This is a genomic window from Streptomyces sp. 2-1 (genome assembly GCF_048564895.1).
Classification (GTDB): Bacteria; Actinomycetota; Actinomycetes; order Streptomycetales; family Streptomycetaceae; genus Streptomyces; species Streptomyces phaeochromogenes.
Map to the genome: position 1 here is coordinate 2,397,724 of NZ_CP183383.1, position 19,084 is coordinate 2,416,807.

General features: G+C 71.2%; 16 protein-coding genes and 1 tRNA gene. 5 read left to right on the top strand and 12 right to left on the bottom strand.

Annotated elements, in window-relative coordinates:
• The 6 genes from pdxS to pgsA form a co-directional block, all read right to left on the bottom strand.
• Window positions 1–924 carry a pyridoxal 5'-phosphate synthase lyase subunit PdxS gene (gene pdxS / locus ACN20J_RS10525; RefSeq protein ID WP_143635429.1) on the bottom strand — a complete coding sequence of 308 codons (924 nt, stop codon included), beginning with the start codon at window positions 922–924 and terminating at the stop codon, window positions 1–3.
• Window positions 925–1,156: 232 nt separating this feature from the next.
• Window positions 1,157–1,702 (bottom strand): hypothetical protein, encoded by a 546-nt coding sequence (locus tag ACN20J_RS10530; protein WP_055614445.1) that lies wholly within the window; start codon window positions 1,700–1,702, stop codon window positions 1,157–1,159.
• A 349-nt stretch (window positions 1,703–2,051) separates the two neighbouring features.
• A complete protein-coding gene (locus ACN20J_RS10535) occupies window positions 2,052–2,396 on the bottom strand; it encodes a hypothetical protein (RefSeq protein WP_419665768.1) in 345 nt (114 codons plus the stop codon).
• A gap of 14 nt (window positions 2,397–2,410) precedes the next feature.
• Entirely contained in the window at window positions 2,411–3,580 is a 1,170-nt protein-coding gene (locus tag ACN20J_RS10540; protein ID WP_190229294.1) for a glycosyltransferase family 4 protein, read from the bottom strand.
• On the bottom strand, window positions 3,577–4,503 hold the full coding sequence (locus ACN20J_RS10545; RefSeq protein ID WP_419665769.1) for a phosphatidylinositol mannoside acyltransferase: 927 nt from the start codon (window positions 4,501–4,503) through the stop codon (window positions 3,577–3,579). Before ACN20J_RS10545 ends, ACN20J_RS10540 begins: the two co-directional genes overlap by 4 nt.
• The gene (pgsA, locus tag ACN20J_RS10550; RefSeq protein WP_246575213.1) at window positions 4,500–5,261 is read right to left on the bottom strand and encodes a phosphatidylinositol phosphate synthase; all 762 of its coding nucleotides are present in this window, start codon (window positions 5,259–5,261) and stop codon (window positions 4,500–4,502) included. The genes ACN20J_RS10545 and pgsA overlap by 4 nt, the downstream gene beginning before the upstream one ends.
• Window positions 5,262–5,478: 217 nt before the next feature.
• Between pgsA and ACN20J_RS10555 the strand changes: the two genes are divergently transcribed.
• Both ACN20J_RS10555 and ACN20J_RS10560 read left to right on the top strand, forming a co-directional pair.
• The gene (locus ACN20J_RS10555; protein WP_190229296.1) at window positions 5,479–7,677 is read left to right on the top strand and encodes an elongation factor G-like protein EF-G2; all 2,199 of its coding nucleotides are present in this window, start codon (window positions 5,479–5,481) and stop codon (window positions 7,675–7,677) included.
• Window positions 7,678–7,846: 169 nt separating this feature from the next.
• The gene (locus ACN20J_RS10560; protein ID WP_419665770.1) at window positions 7,847–9,514 is read left to right on the top strand and encodes a hypothetical protein; all 1,668 of its coding nucleotides are present in this window, start codon (window positions 7,847–7,849) and stop codon (window positions 9,512–9,514) included.
• Between the two features lie 79 nt (window positions 9,515–9,593).
• Here ACN20J_RS10560 and ACN20J_RS10565 read toward each other — a convergent pair whose 3' ends face one another.
• Entirely contained in the window at window positions 9,594–10,154 is a 561-nt protein-coding gene (locus ACN20J_RS10565) for an HIT family protein (RefSeq protein WP_189839903.1), read from the bottom strand.
• A 67-nt stretch (window positions 10,155–10,221) separates the two neighbouring features.
• Here ACN20J_RS10565 and ACN20J_RS10570 point away from each other — a divergent pair, with 67 nt between their 5' ends.
• A complete protein-coding gene (locus ACN20J_RS10570; RefSeq protein ID WP_419665771.1) occupies window positions 10,222–10,935 on the top strand; it encodes a potassium channel family protein in 714 nt (237 codons plus the stop codon).
• Between the two features lie 78 nt (window positions 10,936–11,013).
• Here the strand turns inward: ACN20J_RS10570 and thrS are convergent, their stop codons facing one another.
• The 3 genes from thrS to ACN20J_RS10585 form a co-directional block, all read right to left on the bottom strand.
• Complete coding sequence (gene thrS / locus ACN20J_RS10575; RefSeq protein ID WP_419665772.1) at window positions 11,014–12,990, bottom strand: threonine--tRNA ligase; 1,977 nt, start codon at window positions 12,988–12,990, stop codon at window positions 11,014–11,016.
• A 154-nt stretch (window positions 12,991–13,144) separates the two neighbouring features.
• Window positions 13,145–14,368, bottom strand: a complete 1,224-nt coding sequence (locus ACN20J_RS10580) for a hypothetical protein (protein WP_189839906.1) — start codon at window positions 14,366–14,368, stop codon at window positions 13,145–13,147.
• On the bottom strand, window positions 14,365–14,931 hold the full coding sequence (locus ACN20J_RS10585) for a DUF4365 domain-containing protein (RefSeq protein WP_143635449.1): 567 nt from the start codon (window positions 14,929–14,931) through the stop codon (window positions 14,365–14,367). The genes ACN20J_RS10580 and ACN20J_RS10585 overlap by 4 nt, the downstream gene beginning before the upstream one ends.
• 168 nt (window positions 14,932–15,099) lie before the next feature.
• On the opposite strand from ACN20J_RS10585, the gene ACN20J_RS10590 reads away from it, so the two are divergent.
• Window positions 15,100–15,825: a 3'-5' exonuclease gene (locus ACN20J_RS10590; protein WP_190229299.1), complete on the top strand. Its 726-nt coding sequence runs from the start codon at window positions 15,100–15,102 to the stop codon at window positions 15,823–15,825.
• A gap of 64 nt (window positions 15,826–15,889) precedes the next feature.
• Here the strand turns inward: ACN20J_RS10590 and ACN20J_RS10595 are convergent.
• Window positions 15,890–15,961: transfer RNA gene (locus tag ACN20J_RS10595), tRNA-Val, on the bottom strand.
• A 49-nt stretch (window positions 15,962–16,010) separates the two neighbouring features.
• Window positions 16,011–16,472: an SRPBCC family protein gene (locus ACN20J_RS10600; protein WP_190229300.1), complete on the bottom strand. Its 462-nt coding sequence runs from the start codon at window positions 16,470–16,472 to the stop codon at window positions 16,011–16,013.
• Window positions 16,473–16,569: 97 nt separating this feature from the next.
• Here ACN20J_RS10600 and ACN20J_RS10605 point away from each other — a divergent pair, with 97 nt between their 5' ends.
• Window positions 16,570–19,080 carry an SCO7613 C-terminal domain-containing membrane protein gene (locus ACN20J_RS10605; RefSeq protein WP_419665773.1) on the top strand — a complete coding sequence of 837 codons (2,511 nt, stop codon included), beginning with the start codon at window positions 16,570–16,572 and terminating at the stop codon, window positions 19,078–19,080.
• Window positions 19,081–19,084 lie beyond the last annotated feature (4 nt).

Below are 19,084 nucleotides of genomic sequence, written 5' to 3' on the forward strand. Positions count from 1 at the left end.
TTACCAGCCGCGGTTCGCGTAGCGCTCGGCCTCGGGGAGGGTGTCGCAGTTGATGCCGACCATGGCCTCGCCGAGGTTGCGGGACGCCTCCGCGATGATCTTCGGGTCGTCGTAGAAGGTGGTGGCCTTCACGATGGCGGCGGCGCGCTTGGCCGGGTCGCCGGACTTGAAGATGCCGGAGCCGACGAAGACGCCCTCGGCGCCGAGCTGGCGCATGAGCGCGGCGTCGGCCGGGGTGGCCACACCGCCGGCGGAGAACAGGACGACCGGGAGCTTGCCGAGCTCGGCGACCTCCTTGACGATCTCGTACGGGGCGCGCAGCTCCTTGGCGGCGGCGTACAGCTCGTTGTTGTCGTAGCCGCGCAGCCGGGCGATCTCGTTCTTGATCTGGCGCAGGTGGCGGACGGCCTCGACGACGTTGCCGGTGCCGGCCTCGCCCTTGGAGCGGATCATCGCGGCGCCCTCGGCTATGCGGCGCAGGGCCTCGCCCAGGTTGGTCGCGCCACAGACGAAGGGGGTCGTGAAGGCCCACTTGTCGGAGTGGTTGACCTCGTCGGCGGGGGTGAGGACCTCGGACTCGTCGATGTAGTCGACGCCGAGGGACTGCAGGACCTGGGCCTCCACGAAGTGGCCGATGCGCGACTTGGCCATCACCGGGATGGAGACGGCCTCGATGATGCCCTCGATCATGTCGGGGTCGGACATGCGCGCCACGCCGCCGTCCTTGCGGATGTCGGCGGGCACGCGCTCCAGGGCCATGACGGCCACGGCGCCCGCGTCCTCGGCGATCTTCGCCTGCTCCGGCGTGACGACGTCCATGATCACGCCGCCCTTGAGCTGCTCGGCCATGCCGCGCTTCACGCGCGCGGTGCCGGTGGCAGGGGTGTCGGTGGGCTGGGCGGGAGTGGAGAGCGTGCTGGACAAGGGTTGACCTCACTCGGTGAAAGAGGGCTTCTGCAGACACCGAGGAAACGCTTGAGGACCAGGCCACTGCAAGGGCCAATGGGGAGGCGGTGGCTCATTTTCCGGGCCTGCGGGCGCGTTTCCCGTGGTCAGGCCGGGCGGTCGGGGCTGTGACCAGGGGCGTCGGGTGCTGTGCCCGACGGCGTCGGATCCCGACGCCCGGAGCCCTTTTCGGGGTCCACGCGCGCGTGGACTACGTTCCCGGGCGGTCCGCGAGGGCGACCGGCGCCTCGTCGTCCATCTCGAACGCCAGTGGGAAGGGCGCGTGGCCGGCCAGCCGGAACCAGCGCACCTTGCGGTGGCGGCGCAGGGCGCGGGCCGCCCGTACGGCGTCGTTGTGGAAGCGCCGGGCCATCGGCACCCGGCGGACCGCCTGGGCGAGTTCGCGCGCCGCGTCCTCGCCACCGGGGACCGCCTGCACCGCCTCGACCTGCTGGACCTCTCCGAAGACGGCCCGCAGCGCCTGGCTGAGGTCACTCTCGGCGACCTCCCTGTTGTCCTCCTCGGCCTGGCGGGCCGCGTGCGCCGCTTCGTAGAGCACCATCGAGGCGGCCGGGTCGAGCACTCCGGAGGTGGCCAGTTCCTGTGCCACCGACGCCCTCCGGAGCAACTGCGCGTCGAGCGCGGCCCGCGCCGCGTCGATCCGCGAGTGCAACCGGTCGAGCCGGCCCGCGGTCCAGCTCAGGTAGAGGCCGATCGCCACGAGGGCGACCACGATCCAGATCAGTGTGGAGGTCACGGGCGCACAGGCTACCGGTGAGTCCCGGGCCGCCCGCGCCGGCGTCGGCCCACATGACGATCAGGGGCCGAGCCGCGAGGAGGGGCCGCGGGCCGCTACCCCCGGAGGGCCGCCGCACCGGCTCAAGCCATCCCGGTGATCCGCCGTCAGATCCGGACGCTGCTGCGGCGATCGCGCGGCGGCCAGGACGCGGTCGCTGTACGTCGGCTTCGTCCACGGGGACCAGCCACCGCGCCGCGGCAGTGCTCTCACTGGAGTGCCGGGGCGAGGCAGCGACCTCCCCCAACAACGCGGAAGGCCGGCCAGGCCCTCCGTCGCCGCCGCCTTACGCGGGGCGCCTCCGCGAGCGTCAGTACTCCAGTTGTCCGGGTGCCCCGGCCGCCGGACCGACCTCATAGGCGGCGCCGACGCTCGCGACCGTGAACCGCATGGAGCAGATGTCTTCCGGTACGGCCTCGACCCGGCACCCGAGCCGGCGCTCGATGATCTGCGCGACCGCGAACAGCCGGATGCGCTCCTCCGGAGTGTGCGCCGGAAAGACCGCCCACCCCTGGCGGGCCAGCTGCGCGCCGATCTCGGCGGCGAAGACCGAGCGGCTGCGGAGCTCCTCCTCGGCCGTCAGAGGGGTCCTGGCGCCCTCCTGGGGCACCTCCCGGACATCACGTACGTCCCCCGAGCCATCTGCGTCCCACACGGCGCGCGTCCCCCTCAGTCCCGTACCAGGCCGAGTCGGGCCAGTAGCCCGCCCGGCTCGTCGGGCTCGTCGGCGGCGACCGCGGCGGCGCCGTCGGTGACCGTCTCGTAGACGGACAGGATGTCCGCGCCGACCGTCGACCAGTCGAAGCGCCGCACGTGCGCGCTCCCCCGCGCGCGCAGTTCCGCGCGGCGCTCCGGGTCGCCGAGCAGCCGCAGCGCCGAGGCGGCCAGCGCGTCGGCGTCCTCGTTGGCGAACAGTTCGCCCGCCGCGCCCTGGTCGAGGACCTGGGCGAACGCGTCGAGGTCGGAGGCGAGCACGGGCGCGCCCGCCGACATGGCCTCGACCAGGATGATCCCGAAGCTCTCGCCGCCGGTGTTGGGCGCGACGTACAGGTCGACGCTGCGCAGGAACCGCGCCTTGTCGTCGTCGCTCACCATGCCGAGGAACTCGACGCGCGACCGCAGCTCCGCGGGGAGCTTCTCGACGGCCTCCTCCTCGTCACCGCGCCCGGCGACCAGGAGCCGCGTCCCCGGCCGCTCGGCGAGGATCTTCGGCAGTGCCTTCATGAGGACCGGCAGACCCTTGCGGGGCTCGTCGATACGCCCTATGAAGCCGATCGTGTCGCCCTGCCACTCGGCCTTGGGCTCCGCCTTGGCGAAGAAGTCCACGTCGACGCCGTTCGGGATGACGACGGCGTCACCGCCCAGGTGCTCGACAAGGGTGCGACGCGCGTACTCGCTCACCGCGATGCGCGCGCTGATCTTCTCCAGGGCGGGCTGCAGGATCGGGTACGCGGCGATCATCGCCCGGGACCGCGGGTTCGACGTGTGGAAGGTGGCGACGATCGGCCCCTGCGCGGCCCAGCAGGAGAGCAGGCCGAGGGACGGCGAGGCCGGCTCGTGGATGTGGATCACGTCGAACGTGCCGTCGTGCAGCCAGCGCCGCACCCGCGCGGCCGACAGGAACCCGAAGTTGAGGCGCGCGACAGAACCGTTGTACGGCACCGGGACGGCCCGGCCCGCCGAGACGACGTACGGCGGAAGGGGGGTGTCGTCGTCGGCCGGAGCGAGGACGGACACGTCGTGTCCGAGGCCGATGAGGTGGTCCGCCAGATCGCGGATGTGGAACTGGACTCCCCCGGGCACGTCCCAGGAGTACGGACAGACGATGCCGATTCTCACGGCTGTTCCCCCTCGGCCGGCCCGGAGCGGGGCTCCAGGTCGGCGAGCCACAAGCGCTGCAGCATGTGCCAGTCCTCCGGATGGTCGGCGATACCCGTGGCGAAGGCGTCGGCCAGCGCCTGCGTCATGACAGACGTCTTCTCGGCCCGGCTACCTGACTCGGGGACGTCGACGGGCGGATGGACCCGGCCCCGCATCACGGGCGAGTCGTCGTACCAGAGTGTCACCGGCAGCAGCAGCGCACCGGTCTGCTGGGCGAGCAGCGCCGGGCCCGCGGGCATCCGGGTGGCGTCCCCGAAGAACTTGACCTCGACCCCGGAGGCGGACAGATCGCGCTCGGCGACCAGGCAGACGAGGCCGCCGTCGCGCAGCCGCCGGGCGAGCGTGCCGAACGCGGTGCCGCCGCTGTGCGGCAGGACCTCCATGCCGAGGCTCTCGCGGTAGGCGACGAACCGGTCGTACAGCTTCGCCGGCTCCAGCCGCTCGGCGACCGTCGTGAACGGCGTCTCCAGCTTGGTGGTGACCCAGGCGCCGGCGAGGTCCCAGTTGGCCAGGTGCGGCAGCGCGAGGATGACGCCCTTGCCGGAGGCCAGCCCGTCGGTGAGGTAGTGGACGTCCTTGACGTCGAAGCCGTCCTTGATGCGGTCCCGACTCCATGCGGGCAGCCGGAACGACTCCATCCAGTAGCGCAGGTACGAGCGCATGCCGGCCCTGGAGAGCTCGGTGAGCCGCTCCGGGCTCGCGTCGGGCAGCACGCGCGCGTAGTTGGATTCGAGGCGTCGTACGCCCTTGCCGCGCCGCTTCCAGGCGATGTCGGCGATGGTCCGGCCCAGGCGTACGGCGACGGGCTCGGGGAGCTTCTTGACGGCTCCCCAGCCCGCTGCGTACGCCGCGTACGTCAGCTGGTCCTTCAGACCGCTCACGGTGTCGCCTCGCTGCTCTGCGAGGCGTTGCCCGGGGAGGCGGTGGCGGAGGGGGAGGCCTCGGCCGCGGCATCCGCCTCGGCGGACTCCCGGCGGACCGTGACGACGCGCTGGATCAGCGTGACGACACTGCCGACGGCGACGATCCACAGCGCGATGGGCAGCAGGATCTCGATACCGGGCACGCCGAACGTCTTGTGGAAGCCCGCCAGACCGGCCGCGACCAGCGAGATCACCAGGCGCTCGGCGCGCTCGACGAGGCCGTTGACGGCGACGGGCAGTCCGATCGACTCGCCGCGGGCCTTGGTGTACGACACCACCTGACCGCTGGCCAGGCAGAAGATCGAGACGGCGCACAGGACGTTGTCGTCGCCGCCGCCCGCGTACCAGAGCGCGAATCCGCCGAAGATCGCGCTGTCGGCGACCCGGTCGAGCGTCGAGTCGAGGAAGGCTCCCCAGCGGCTGGAGCGGCCCAGCTGGCGGGCCATGTTGCCGTCGACGAGGTCCGAGAACACGAACAGCGTGATGACGATCGTGCCCCAGAAGAGTTCTCCCCTGGGGAAGAAGACCAGTGCGCCCGCCATCACTCCGGCCGTGCCCAGGAGGGTGACCGTGTCGGGGCTTACCCCCCGGCGGATGAGAAACGCGGCGAACGGTGTGAGGACACGCGTGAAGAATGCACGCGCGTACTTGTTCAGCATGGCCTTCCCGAGGGTCGGTGTGGCCGCGCGGCCCCTGCTGGCCACCGGCTGGCCCATCGTAGCCACGCGTGCGCTTGTGCGACGGTCGGGCACCCGCGCCCCGGGTCACGTCCTGATGACATCCGTGGGACGGCGCGATCGCGTCCGTTGTATGGACGCACTGTGACACGAGTGCAAAGCTCGAAGACACCGCGGGCGTCATCGGAGCCGCCACCGCACGCGGCACCGCGCGTCCGCGCCCACAGTGACCTCACCGTGTACGGGAGGCAAGGCCATGGGCGACAAGGCGAATGCACACCCCGGAGCCGCCGGCAGGGCTACGGCGGCCGACCACCCCGCGTCCGTACGGAATGTGGTGCTGGTCGGCCACTCCGGATCGGGCAAGACGACTCTGGTGGAAGCTCTCGCGCTGACGGCGGGAGCGGTGAACAGGGCGGGCCGTGTGGAGGACGGCGGCACCGTCTCCGACTACGACGAGATCGAGCACCGGCAGCAGCGCTCGGTACAGCTCTCCCTGGTACCCGTCGACTGGGACGGATACAAGATCAATATTCTCGACACACCCGGATACGCCGATTTCGTCGGCGAGTTGAGGGCCGGTCTGCGAGCGGCGGACGCGGCCCTTTTCGTCGTCTCGGCCTCGGACGGGGTGGACGGCTCGACGCGCATGGTGTGGGAGGAGTGCGCGGCGGTCGGGATGCCGCGGGCCATCGTGATCACGCACCTGGAGTCGGCCAGGTCGGACTTCGACGAGATGACGCGGACCTGCGCGGAGGCCTTCGGGGCCGACGACCCCGACGCCGTACTGCCGCTGTACCTGCCGCTGCACGGCCCGCAGGGTCCCGACGGGCACGCGCCCGTGACGGGGCTGATCGGGCTGCTGTCGCAGCGGCTGTTCGACTACTCCTCCGGGGAGCGCAAGGAGTCCGAGCCGGGCCCCGAGCAGCTGCCGCTCATCGAGGAGGCCCGCAACCGGCTGATCGAGGGGATCATCGCCGAGAGCGAGGACGAGACCCTCATGGACCGCTATCTCGGCGGCGAGGAACTCGACTTCAGCACACTCGTGCAGGACCTGGAACGGGCCGTCGCGCGCGGGATCTTCTTCCCGGTGCTGGCCGCCGCGCCCGCCGCCGAGGGCGCCAAGCAGGGGCTCGGCACGGTGGAGCTCCTTGAGCTGATCACCGGCGGCTTCCCGACCCCGCTGGAGCGCGAGGCCCCGACGGTCACCACTCCGGACGGCAAGGCCCGCCAGGTGAAGGCATGCGATCCGGACGGGCCGCTGGTCGCCGAGGTCGTGAAGACCGCGTCCGACCCGTACGTCGGCCGGGTGTCGATGGTCCGCGTGTTCTCCGGGACGCTGCGCCCCGACGAGACGGTGCACGTCTCCGGACACGGGCTCGCCGACCGCGGCCACGAGGACCACGACGTCGACGAGCGCATCGGCGCCCTGTCCGCCCCGTTCGGCAAGCAGCAGCGCGCCCTCACGCACGCCATCGCGGGCGACCTCGCCTGTGTGGCCAAGCTGAACCGCGCCGAGACCGGCGACACGCTCTCCTCCAAGGACGACCCGCTGCTCATGGAGCCGTGGGAGATGCCGGACCCGCTGCTGCCCCTCGCCATCCAGGCGCACAGCAAGGCGGACGAGGACAAGCTGTCGCAGGGCCTGGGCCGGCTGGTCGCCGAGGACCCGACGATGCGGCTCGAACAGAACCAGGACACCCACCAGGTGGTCCTGTGGTGTCTGGGCGAGGCTCACGCGGACGTCGCCCTGGAACGGTTGCGCAGCCGCTACGGCGTCCAGGTCGATGTCGTACCGCACAAGGTCTCCCTGCGGGAGACGTTCGCCGACAGGTCGGCCGGGCGCGGCCGTCATGTGAAGCAGTCGGGCGGGCACGGGCAGTACGCGATCTGTGCGATCGAGGTGGAGCCGCTGCCCGGGGGCTCCGGCATCGAGTTCGTCGACAAGGTCGTCGGCGGGGCCGTGCCGCGGCAGTTCATCCCGTCCGTCGAGAAGGGCGTGCGAGCGCAGGCCGCCAGGGGCGTGGCCGCGGGCTACGCACTGATCGACATCCGGATCACGCTGCTCGACGGCAAGGCGCACTCGGTGGACTCCTCGGACGCCGCGTTCCAGACCGCAGGAGCGCTCGCCCTGCGGGAGGCCGCGGTCGACGCCCGGATCCATCTCCTGGAACCGGTCGCCGAGGTGACGGTCCTGGTCGGCGACGAGTACGTGGGCGCCGTGATGAGCGACCTGTCCGGTCGGCGCGGCCGAGTCGTCGGCACCGAGCAGGCCGGCGGCAACCGCACGCTCGTACGGGCCGAGGTCCCCGAGATCGAGATCGGGCGGTACGGCGTCGACCTGCGCTCCCTCTCGCACGGCACCGCGCGTTTCAACCGCACATACGCCCGACACGAGCCGATGCCTGCGCAGTTGGCGGAGAAAATCCGCGAACAGGCGCAGGGAAACCCCTAGTTGAAGCACATCTCGAATACCCCTCCGGGTCGGCGGGCAGCTTGTGCTGTCCGCCGACGGATGTCGGTCCCGGCGGATACTCTGAGAACCTGATCAAGACGATGACCTGATCAACAGGTGTGCGGAGCACGGAAGTCGGGAAAAGCCGCAGCAGCGGAGCACGGCGGCGATGGGGGCGGCAGTGGCGGACGAGGGATTCGATTTCAGGCCCGGGGCGCAGGTCCCGCTCTCGGGTGCCGCAGGCCAGACGGCGGCGACATTCGCCCTGGCCTCGGCGGCGTACCGGGACAACGAGGTCGGGGAGATCCTCAAAGCCAACAACGAATGGCACAAGTCGAAGGTCAAGGAGGGCAAGCTCAAGCTCTTCGTGCCCAATCTGGGCGAGGCGTTCTCGCGGGCCGTGCACGACCGGATGCTGGGCAGCGGGCGGAACGCGCTGATCCAGTCGTTCGGCACCGAACCCCAGGTCGTCGTCGAGCACTGTCTGGCGGCGAACCGCATCCGCAGGGAGCGCGACAACTGGCTGACGGCGGTGACGGTGCTGTGCGGGCTGATCTTCCTGCCCGGGCTCATTGCCTGGCTGCTGGTCTTCCAGATCCGCACGATGATCGCCAAGCGTGAGGACAAGCGCGCCTCCGCCCTGGCCACCACCCTCCTCATCGCCTTCGGCGCGCTCGCCGTGATCTTCCTGCTCCGGCTGCCGTTCGGCGGTTTCTGGGCCTGGTACGCACGCGCGGCGATCGTCATGCCGGTCGTCGGCTGGTTCTGGGCCCAGCAGATCTGCGAGCGCACGGCCAAGGACCTGCGTGCCCGCTGGGAGGGCCTCCTGTCGGGCGGCGGTGTGGGCGCCAAGATCCCCGAGGCGGTACCGGGCAGCCCCGGCGAGACGGCGGCGGAGTCGCTGCGCCAGAACCTGGCCAAGCTGAGCGCCGAGCAGCAGTCCAACTCCGTCTTCTACGCGGGCCCCAAGGGCATACTCGGCATGGGCACACGCTGGGGCAGCTGGCAGCTCGCCGAGGATCTGGTGCCGCTCGACGAGAGCAAGGAGATCCACCCCTTCCGCAGCTGGGACGTCATCCGGTCGATCCACGACCAACTGCGCATGCTGGAGCGCGGCCCGCTGAACACCGGCGGCTTCCCGCGCCCCTCGATAAAGCACTGGGTGGTCACCCCGATCGGGGAGAACGCGGGTTCGGTGTCCCGGCCCGGCGGTACGGACGTGGACGCGTACCAGGTGAAGAACCACGCCATCCAGGACATCTGCAACAAGCAGCAGTTCGGCAGCGGCGACCGGCACTACCTCGGCATCCAGTGGACGCTCTGGGACGGCCAGTTGGTCATCACCATGCTGATCACGGTGACCGTGCTGCACGAGACCCTGCGCATCGAGGTCACCGGCCACGCGCTCGGGCCCGTGCACTCGCTGTTCACGACCAAGCCCTCGGCGAAGACGAAGCCGATCGCCAAGCCCTTCAAGCCCTGGGAGACCCGCGCGAAGAAGCTGCCGCTCGTCGAGACGGACGAGGTGGTGCGCCTCGCGGTGCGCGCCCCGATCACCTGGTACCCGCCGCTGCTCAACTGGCTCGGCGGCAGCCTGGCACTCCCGGAGCCGTTCGGCCTGCGGCACGCCTGGGCCGATCAGCCCTGGCGGCACCGCTTCATGGCCGACGACGCGCTGCGGGCGGCCACGCCCGTCCTTCGCGTGGTGCACGCGGCGTCCATCAAGGTCCTCAAGGAGAACGGCGTCGACACGGAGAAGTTCGGCAACCGCTCGTCGTTCCTGAGCACGGCGATCCAGGACGCGTCCCCCCGCAAGGCGGACGTCTACGACGCGTAAGCGCCCCTTCAGGGGCGCGAGGAACTGCGCGACCAGCCACAACGGACCAGCGGAATACGACCGGACCGTCGCGGAGGCATCAGGCCGAAGGCCAAGCCTCCGCGAGCATCTTCCGTGTGTCCGCCAGCAGTTGGGGCAGCACCCGTGTGTGCCCCACCACCGGCATGAAGTTGGTGTCGCCGCCCCAGCGGGGCACGATGTGCTGATGCAGGTGCGCTGCGATGCCGGCGCCCGCGACCGAGCCCTGGTTCATCCCGATGTTGAACCCGTGCGCACCGGAGGCGGCCCGCAGCGCGGTCATCGCCTGCTTCGTCAGCTCGCCGAGCTCGGCGGTCTCCGCCACGGTCAGGTCGGTGTAGTCCGCGACATGCCGGTAGGGCACGACCATCAGGTGCCCGCCGTTGTACGGATACAGGTTGAGCACCGCGTAGACCTGCTCGCCACGCTTGATGACGAGCCCGTCCTCGTCGGACTTGGCCGGGATCGAGCAGAAGGGACAGCCGTCGTCGGCCCCGGGACCGGTGGGCTTGTTCTCGCCCTGGATGTACGCCATCCGGTGGGGCGTCCACAGGCGCTGGAACGCGTCCTGTGTGCCGACTCCGATCTGCTGCTCCGGCTCACTCGTCATGTGGTGCAGCATATGGCTTCGCCCGTTCGCGGCGTGTCGCCGGGTACCGCGTGAAAGGGCCCCCGGCCAAGCTGAGCCGATGGACGACGACAGCCGCACGACCCGCTGGGAACACCGCGTGGAGGTCCCGCTCGCCGTGGCCTCGATGCTGTTCCTCACCTCGTACGCGATCCATGTCCTCGCCCACGGTCTGCCCGAGGCGTGGCGGGACCTGTGTCTCGCGGTGACCCTGGGGAGCTGGGCGATGTTCGCCGTGGACTATGCCGTGCGCTGGCGGCTGAGCGGCCAGGGCCACCGCTTCGTACGGACGCACTGGCTGGACACGGTCGTCCTGGTCCTGCCCCTGCTGCGTCCCGTGCGCGTGGTCAAGGTGTACGAGGCCGTCCAGCGCCGGCAGGGACGGCCTCGGCTCTCCCTGCACGCGCGCGTGATCACGTACGCGGGCCTTTCGGTGGCCCTGCTCGGCTTCGCGGGCGCGCTCGCCGTGTACCAGCAGGAGCACGCGGCGCCGGGCGCGACGATCCGTACCTTCGGGGACTCGGTGTGGTGGACCTGCTCCACGCTCGCGACGGTGGGATACGGCGACGTGACTCCCGTGACGGCCGCCGGACGTGTGATCGCGGTGGGCCTGATGGCGTGCGGGCTCGCGCTGCTCGGCGCGGTGACGGGGTCGTTCTCGGCGTGGCTGCTGCAGGTCTTCTCCAGCGAGGACGAGCGCCGGGCAGCGGCCCCCGTGCCGGACGAACGCCCCGCCGCGCCCCCTGTGAACCGCAAGAAGCCCCCGGAGAGCTGAGCTCTCCGGGGGCCTCCGGGCGTCTTCAGGACCGTACGGCCGGACGCTCGCGCACCGGCATCGGGCCTGCGTCCGCGATCAGACCTGGACCCGCTCCTCGACCACCTTCGCGATCTTCGCGATGGCCTCATCGAGCGGGATGCCGTTCTCCTGGGAGCCGTCGCGGTAGCGGAAGGAGACGGAGCCGCCCGCCATGTCCTCGTCGCCCGCGATGACCATGAAGGGCACCTTCTGCTTCTGGGCGTTGCGGATCTTCTTCTGCATCCGGTCGGAGGACGAGTCGACCTCGACCCGCAGGCCCCGCTTCTTCGCCTCGGCGGCGAAGTTCTGCAGGTAGTCCACGTGCGCGTCGCCAATCGGGATGCCGACCGCCTGGACGGGCGCAAGCCACGCCGGGAACGCGCCCGCGTAGTGCTCGAGGAGGACCGCGAAGAAGCGCTCGATCGACCCGAAGAGCGCTCGGTGGATCATCACCGGTCGCTGCTTGGTGCCGTCGGGGCCCGTGTACTCCAGGTCGAAGCGCTCCGGCAGGTTGAAGTCGAGCTGCACGGTCGACATCTGCCAGGTGCGGCCGATCGCGTCCTTGGTCTGGACGGAGATCTTCGGGCCGTAGAACGCGGCGCCGCCCGGGTCCGGGACCAGCGGGAGTCCCTGCTTCTCGGCCACCTGCCGCAGCGTCTCGGTGGCCTCCTCCCAGATCTCGTCGGAGCCGACGAACTTCTCCGGGTCCTTGGTGGACAGCTCCAGGTAGAAGTCGGTCAGGCCGTAGTCCCGCAGCAGGCCGAGGACGAAGGTGAGCGTCTTGTCGAGCTCCTCCGCCATCTGCTCCTTGGTGCAGTAGATGTGCGCGTCGTCCTGCGTGAAGCCCCGGGCACGGGTCAGACCGTGCACGACGCCCGACTTCTCGTACCGGTACACGGTCCCGAACTCGAAGAGGCGCAGCGGCAGTTCACGGTACGAACGGCCGCGCGCGTCGAAGATCAGGTTGTGCATCGGGCAGTTCATGGGCTTGAGGTAGTAGTCCACGCCCTCGTCGAGCTGCATGGGCGGGTACATGCCGTCGGCGTACCAGTCCAGGTGCCCGGACGTCTCGAAGAGCTTCCCCTTCGTGGCGTGCGGGGTGTAGACGAACTCGTAGCCCTCTTCCTCGTGGCGGCGCCGCGAGTAGTCCTCCATGACCCGGCGGACGACGCCGCCCTTGGGGTGGAAGACGGCGAGACCGGAGCCGATCTGCTCCGGGATGGAGAACAGGTCGAGCTCGCTGCCGAGCTTGCGGTGGTCGCGCTTCTCGGCCTCGGCGAGGAACTCCAGGTGCGCCTTCAGCTCGTCCTTCGACGGCCACGCGGTGCCGTAGATGCGCTGGAGCATCGGGTTCTTCTCGCTGCCCCGCCAGTACGCGGCGGCGTTGCGCATCAGCTTGAACGCCGGGATGTTGCGGGTGGTCGGCAGGTGGGGACCGCGGCAGAGGTCCTTCCAGCACAGGTCACCGGTCTTGGCGTCGAGGTTGTCGTAGATCGTCAGCTCGCCGCCGCCGACCTCGACGTCCGCGCCGTCGTCGGTCGAGGCGGAGCCCTTGATCCCGATCAATTCGAGCTTGTACGGCTCCGAAGCGAGCTCCTCGCGAGCCGCCTCGTCGGTGACCACACGACGGGAGAACCGCTGCCCGCGCTTCTGGATCTCCTGCATCTTCTTCTCGATGGCCTTGAGATCCTCGGGCGTGAAGGGCTTCTCCACGTCGAAGTCGTAGTAGAAACCGTCCTTGACCGGCGGGCCGATGCCCAGCTTGGCCTCGGGGAACAGCTCCTGCACGGCCTGCGCCATGACGTGCGCGGTGGAGTGGCGCAGGATGTTGAGACCGTCCTCGGAGGAGATCTCCACGCTCTCGACGGTCTCGCCGTCCTTCACCTCGTACGCGAGGTCCTTGAGCTCGCCCGCCACGCGGGCCGCGACGATGGTGCGCTCACCGGCGAAGAGCTCGGCCGCCGTAGTGCCCGTCGTCACCACGCGCTCTTCCCGCTCGGAATCGCGTTGGATGATCACACGGACGTCTGACACCGGACTCTCCTGCCTGAAGGGAAACGCGCGCGGTCGTCTGGTGCACGCGTAATACAAGGGCGATCGTACCGAGCCCGGGGCACCCCTCGCGAAACGGTTCCCTCTGCCCACCCCTCCAGCCGTCCCGCGCGCGGCACGCCTCCGCGAAGAACCGTCAGTCCCCGCTGCACGCCTCCTCGAAGAAGTCGAGGTTCTCCTGCAGCGACTTCATCAGCCGGTCCCGCTCCGCCTCGTCGACCTGCACGGGTGCCACGCCGGACGCCCCGGTCAGCCGCCGGAACCCGCCCCGGCTCTCCAGCCGCCCGTGCACCCGCACCGGCAGGCCGACGAGATGGGCGTGCCCCGCTATCCGGTACGCCTCCTCGTCGAGCGTCATCCGGACGTGCGGGACCTCGGCCCCGGCGATGACCCGCAGTCGTACGCTCCCGTCGCCGCGCGGCCCCGACCTGCGCATCCGCACCACGGCTCCGGTGATGCGCACGGGCACGGAGGGTTCCTCGCGCAGATAGCGGGCGCCGGCCTCGCGGAGTGCGGGCAGGTCGCCGGGCGAGAACTCGACGGGTTCGGCGGGCGTCGCGCACCCTTCGGGCACCCCGGCGGCGGGCGCCCACTCGACGGCGATCCGGGCGCCCTCGGTGCCGCGCACCAGGGACGCCAGCGCCTCGGTGAGCTCATGGCTCACACCCGCCTCGACGGCTCCGTCGAAGGCGTCCATGCCGCCGGTCGCGCGCTTGTAGTCGATGGCCTCGCGGGCCGCGTACAACGCCTGGTGGAGGCGGACGGCGAGCGGGCGGCCGGTGGCGACCGGCACGAAGGCGGTGAGCTGCCGGCCGCCGGGGGCGGCTCCGACGAGCACGTTCTCCAGGGACGTGGCGGCGGGCCTGCGGTGGCGGGCGCCGTAGTAGCCCGCACGCGCGCGTGCCGCCAGGGCGCCCGCGAGGAGCATCTGCCGTGCCGCCGAACGCAATTGCTCCTCGACGGTCCACGGCGAGACGCCGACGGGACCCGTCGGTACATCGCGCCACCAGCGGATCTCGTCGCTGGGCACGGCGAGGCCGACCAGGACGTCACGGGCGGAGGGCGAGGCGCTGCGGGACAGCGCGACGAGGGCTTCGGCGAGAAGGTCCTCGCTGTCGGGGAAGGCCCGGCTCTCCGGTACCAGCAGGCTGGTGCCGGAGCCGCCGGGCCCTGGTGGGGTCCAGCGGCCGTACCGTCCGGGGGCTCCCCCGCGGCGCTGCCAGCCGTGCCGGTGCAGGAGCGCACCGAGGACGGCCGGGTCGACCTGGTCGGGCCGCGGTGCCTGGTCCCACAGGCCCGGTGTCTCGACGGGGTGGGGCCTGACGGGGCGTAGGGGCTCATCTGTTGGGCGGTGCGTCACGGTCTGCCTCCCGTTCCGACCCGCGTCATGATCTCGCAGAGCGCTCGGTCGTCGAAGACGCGAGAGGTCGGAATCCGCACGGTGGTCCTGCGCCGGCCGGTGATCCGGTGTCCGGCGAGGTTGATCCAGTAGCAGCAGTGCCGCAGATCGAGTCGGTCGTGGCCGGCACGCAGCCAGTCGTCCTGTGATCTGGGCACCAGCATCACGACCAGTATTTTGTGCACCGAGACCGGGGTGCGGGCCAGCTTCTCCAGGTGGGCGTTGTCGAGCGTGAAGGAGAAGGCGGGGCCCGGCGGGTTCGGCGGGATCTGGTACGTGCACTTGAGCTGCACCTTGATGGTGACTTCGTCGTCGACCGTGTGCCCGGGGGCGCTGTGGCTGACGTGCCAGTCGATGCCGTTGTCCGGAAAGGGCTGGGACAGGGAACAGCCCGCGGCCGCCGCGACCGCGTGCAGATAACCGACCTGCAGTGTCTCCATGCACGCCGTGGTGGCCAGTGAGCCTCGATGCGGTGCCGTCCTCTGGGGCAGCAGCCCGCCCTGCTCGGGCTGCGCGAGCGCCATGTCCAACAGCCTTCCGAATCAGGTGAATCCCCGCTGCGGGCCGCTGAACTGCAAAGACCCGTACCTCTGTTGTCTCCTTCCGGCGTACGGCGCAAACAGCCCGGGTATCACAAAAAGGGCAGGGGACGGCGCGTCAACTGCCGAAGGTGAACGAGGAGTTGTGTGCGTATGACGTGCTGGTACGAGGGCCCCTTGACCGCGTTCGACACCGAGACGACGGGTGTGGACGTGGAGACCGACCGGATCGTGTCGGCCGCCGTCGTCGTCCAGGACGCTCCCGGAAGCCGCCCGCGCGTGCGCCGCTGGCTGGTCAATCCGGGAGTGCAGGTGCCCGAAGGGGCCACGGCGATACATGGGCTGACGGATGAGCATCTCCGGCTCAACGGCCGCTGGCCGTCGCCGGTGATGGACGAGATAGTCAGGGAACTGGCCGAACAGAGCGCGGCGGGCCGCCCGCTCGTGGTGATGAACGCGCCCTTCGATCTGACGCTCCTGGACCGGGAGTTGCGCAGGCACCGGGCGTCCTCCCTGGACCACTGGTTCGAGACCGTGCCGATGCGCGTCCTCGACCCGCGGGTCCTCGACAAACACCTGGACCGCTACCGCAAGGGCCGCCGCACGCTCACGGACCTCTGCGAGCACTACGGCGTGGAGCTGACGGGAGCGCATGACGCGGCGGCCGACGCACTGGCCTCACTGGAGGTCGTACGGGCGGTCGGGCGCCGTTTCGCGACACGCCTGGAGCGGCTCTCGGCGGCCGAACTGCACACCCTGCAGGCCGTCTGGCACGCGGCCCAGGCGCGCGGCCTCCAGGCGTGGTTCGCGCGCAGCGGCACGGAGGAGGCGGTCGATCCGGCGTGGCCGCTGCGCCCCGAACTGTCGGCGGCGGCCTGAGCCGTATCCCGTCGGCAGCGACACAAAAAAGCCGGTCCGTCTGTGACGGACCGGCCTTTCCCGGTGGGCGATACTGGGTTCGAACCAGTGACCTCTTCGGTGTGAACGAAGCGCTCTCCCACTGAGCTAATCGCCCGGGAACGCACTGAACAATACAGGTCTCCTCGCGTTTCCTTCAAACCGCTTCACGGTTCCCGCGAAGCGGTGCCCCGGAGGTACGTGACCAGGCCCTTCCGCCCGGCCCGCATCATCAGCGCGTGGTTGGCGCGGAACGCGGGCCGTCCGGGCACTGCGAGCCGCCTCAGCAGCGGCTTGGTCACCTGGACCTCCTGGTCGTAGCGGGCGCGGGTGCCGGTCGCGTCGGTGGCGAGGGTCCACCGCGCCCAGCCGTCCACGTCGCCGGTCATCGCGATCTCCAGGACCCCGGCCGCCGGGTCGCGGCGCACCTCGCGCCCGGTGAACACGAGGTCGTACGGCAGCGTCGAGCGGATGCGGACGACACCACTGATCGTGTCGAGGGGTGTCACCTCGCGCACCTGCGGCCACCAGCGTGGATAGCGTTCGGCGTCGGCCAGCGCCTCGTAGACCTCGCCGAGCGGGGCGGCGAGCCGCCACAGGCTGCGGAAGCGGTAGTGCGTCCAGTCCATGCGCCGAGTCTGCCGGTCCGCGCCCCGGCAGGGGAGAACTCCGCACGTCCGCAACTCGAGGCGTCCTCATCTGAGTACGTCCTGAGTACGTGCGCTCATGCCATACGGCGTGACCCGGACCACACTCCGAAGCATGACGAACATTCCGCCACCGGCCGAGGAGTTGCGGATCCTCGACCACGAGCTGCGGCAACTGGACGCGCGCCGGGCCCAACTGCTGGCCCGCCGCTCCTGGCTGCTCGGTGTGCTCCGGTCGGCCAAGTCACCGGCCCCGGCCTGGGGCCCGGCCCCGGCATCGGCGCAGACCCCGGCCGACTGGCCGGCACCCGCGCCCCGCCCCCGACAGCCGGAGACCACGGCCCCCGGTGTGCAGAACGTGCTGCTCGTGCTCGGCGGTATCCTGCTGACCGTCGCGGCCATCGCGTTCACGCTGGTCAGCTGGGGGCACTTGGGCATCGCGGGCCGGGCGGCGGTCCTCGGCGCGGTCACCTTCGCCGCGCTCGCCGCACCCGTACCGCTGCTGAAGCGCGGACTCCGCTCGACGGCCGAGTCGGTGGCGGGCCTCGGCCTGGTGCTGACGGTGCTCGACGCCTACGCCCTGCACGAGGTCGCCCTCCCGGAGGTGGACGGCGCCGGGTACGCAGCCGCCGCGACCGCGGTCCTGGCCGTGCTGTGGGCGGCGTACGGACGCGCGCTCGGCGCCCTGCGTCTGCCGCTCCCGGCGGCGATGGCGACGGCTCAACTCCCGCTGCTGCTCTGGGTGGTGGCGGTCGACGCGGGCCACCACACGATCACGGCGGCGCTGCTGGTGACGGCCGCGCTCGACACGATCGTGGCCCTCACGGTGTCCGTCCGGTCCGTACGTGTCGTCGCCACCGTCGGCGCGTACGGGACGGGCGCCTGGGGCCTTCTGGCGGCCGGCTGGCTCTCGTGGGAGGCCACCGGTCCGAGCGCCGCCGCCCGTGCGGCGGCGCTCCTCGCCCTCGCCGCGGCGATCGCGCTGGGGGCCGCGTGGCGCGCCCCCGCCGCGCAGGCCTCCCCCGGTCTCTCATTGACCGGCGGCCTGATCACGGTCGCCGCGGCGGGCGGCGTGCTCCGCTCGGTGCTGCCCGACGCGTGGACGGTTCCGGGCTATCTGCTGTGCGGCATCGCGTTGTTGGCCGTACGCGGCACCTGGCTGCCGGAGTCCGTACGCCGTGGCCTGCGATGGTCCTCCGCGGGTGTGCAGGCCCTCGCCGTGGCATGGGCCCTGCCCCTCGTCACCGTGGTCCTCACGGGTCCGGTCGGCTGGGCGGAACGCGCCTGGTCCGGTGCCCCTTCGAACGCCCGGGACGCGGTGACGGTCTCGACGCCCTGGCCGTCGAACACGGAGACGGCTCCGCTGGTGCTGGCCGCGGTCGCGGCGGTCCTGGCCCTGACGTTCCGGGGCGGGCCGCACCGGTCCGTCGCCCTGAGCGGTGCGCTCGGCCTGGCCTGGGCCGCGGTCCTCGTCCTGCCCGCCACCCTCGAACTCCCTTACCAGGCAGGCCTGCTGGCGCTGGGCGTCACCACTGCCGCCACCTTGACGGCGGCGGCGTACAGCCATCACGCACACCCGACCGACGACGGGCCCGCACTCCCAACAGGGCCTCCGGCTCGCCCCCGCCCCTCCCCCATCACCCTGACCGCCCTCGGCCTGGCGCTCATCACGTCCCTCCACCTCGTCGCGCTGTCTCTCGCCGCCGAAGCGGCCACGCTCGCCGTCCTCGGGAGCCTGACCGCCCTGTTCGCGGCGGTAGCCGTCTGGCAGAAGCACGGGATCCGGGCGGTCTCGGCCGCCGCGTCCCTGACGTACGCCACCGCGCTGGCCTGCGCCACGGGCGCGTCGCTGGACTGGCAGCCGCACCACATCGCGCTGCTCGTGCTGGTGGTACCGGCCACGGCCGCGTTCCTCGCGGCCCGGCTCAAGGACGCGACGCCGACGTTGTCCGTCGAGATCACGGGAGCCGTCGCCGCACTGGTGGCGATCAGCCTCGCGGCCATGGAACCGCCCGTGCTCGCCCTCGTGCTGTCCCTGTGCGGCGTGATCGCCGCGGGCACGGCGATCCGGCCGGACCGCAGGCAGCTCGGCTACCTGGCGGCAGCCCTGTTCGTGCTGGCCACCTGGGTCCGGCTGGCGTCCTGGGACGTCGGCTCGCCCGAGGCGTACACCCTGCCGGTGACCGTGCCGGCGCTGGTCGTCGGGTTCGTCCGCAGGAGGCGGGACCCGGGGACCTCGTCCTGGACGGCGTATGGGCCGGGCCTGTCGGTGACCCTGCTGCCGAGCCTTCTGGCGGCATGGGGCGACCTCGACTGGCTGCGCCCGCTCCTGCTCGGCTCAGCAGCACTCCTGGTCACCCTCGTCGGCGCCCGGCAACGCCTCCAGGCCCTGCTCGTTCTCGGCGGCGGCACCCTCGCCCTGGTCGCCCTCCACGAACTGGCCCCGTACATCGCCCAGGCGATGGGCGCGGTACCGCGCTGGGTACCCCCGGCCCTGGCCGGCCTCCTGCTCCTCGCCCTGGGCGCGACATACGAACAGCGCCTACGAGACGCCCGCCGAGTCCGGGATGTGCTGGGCAGGATGCACTGACACA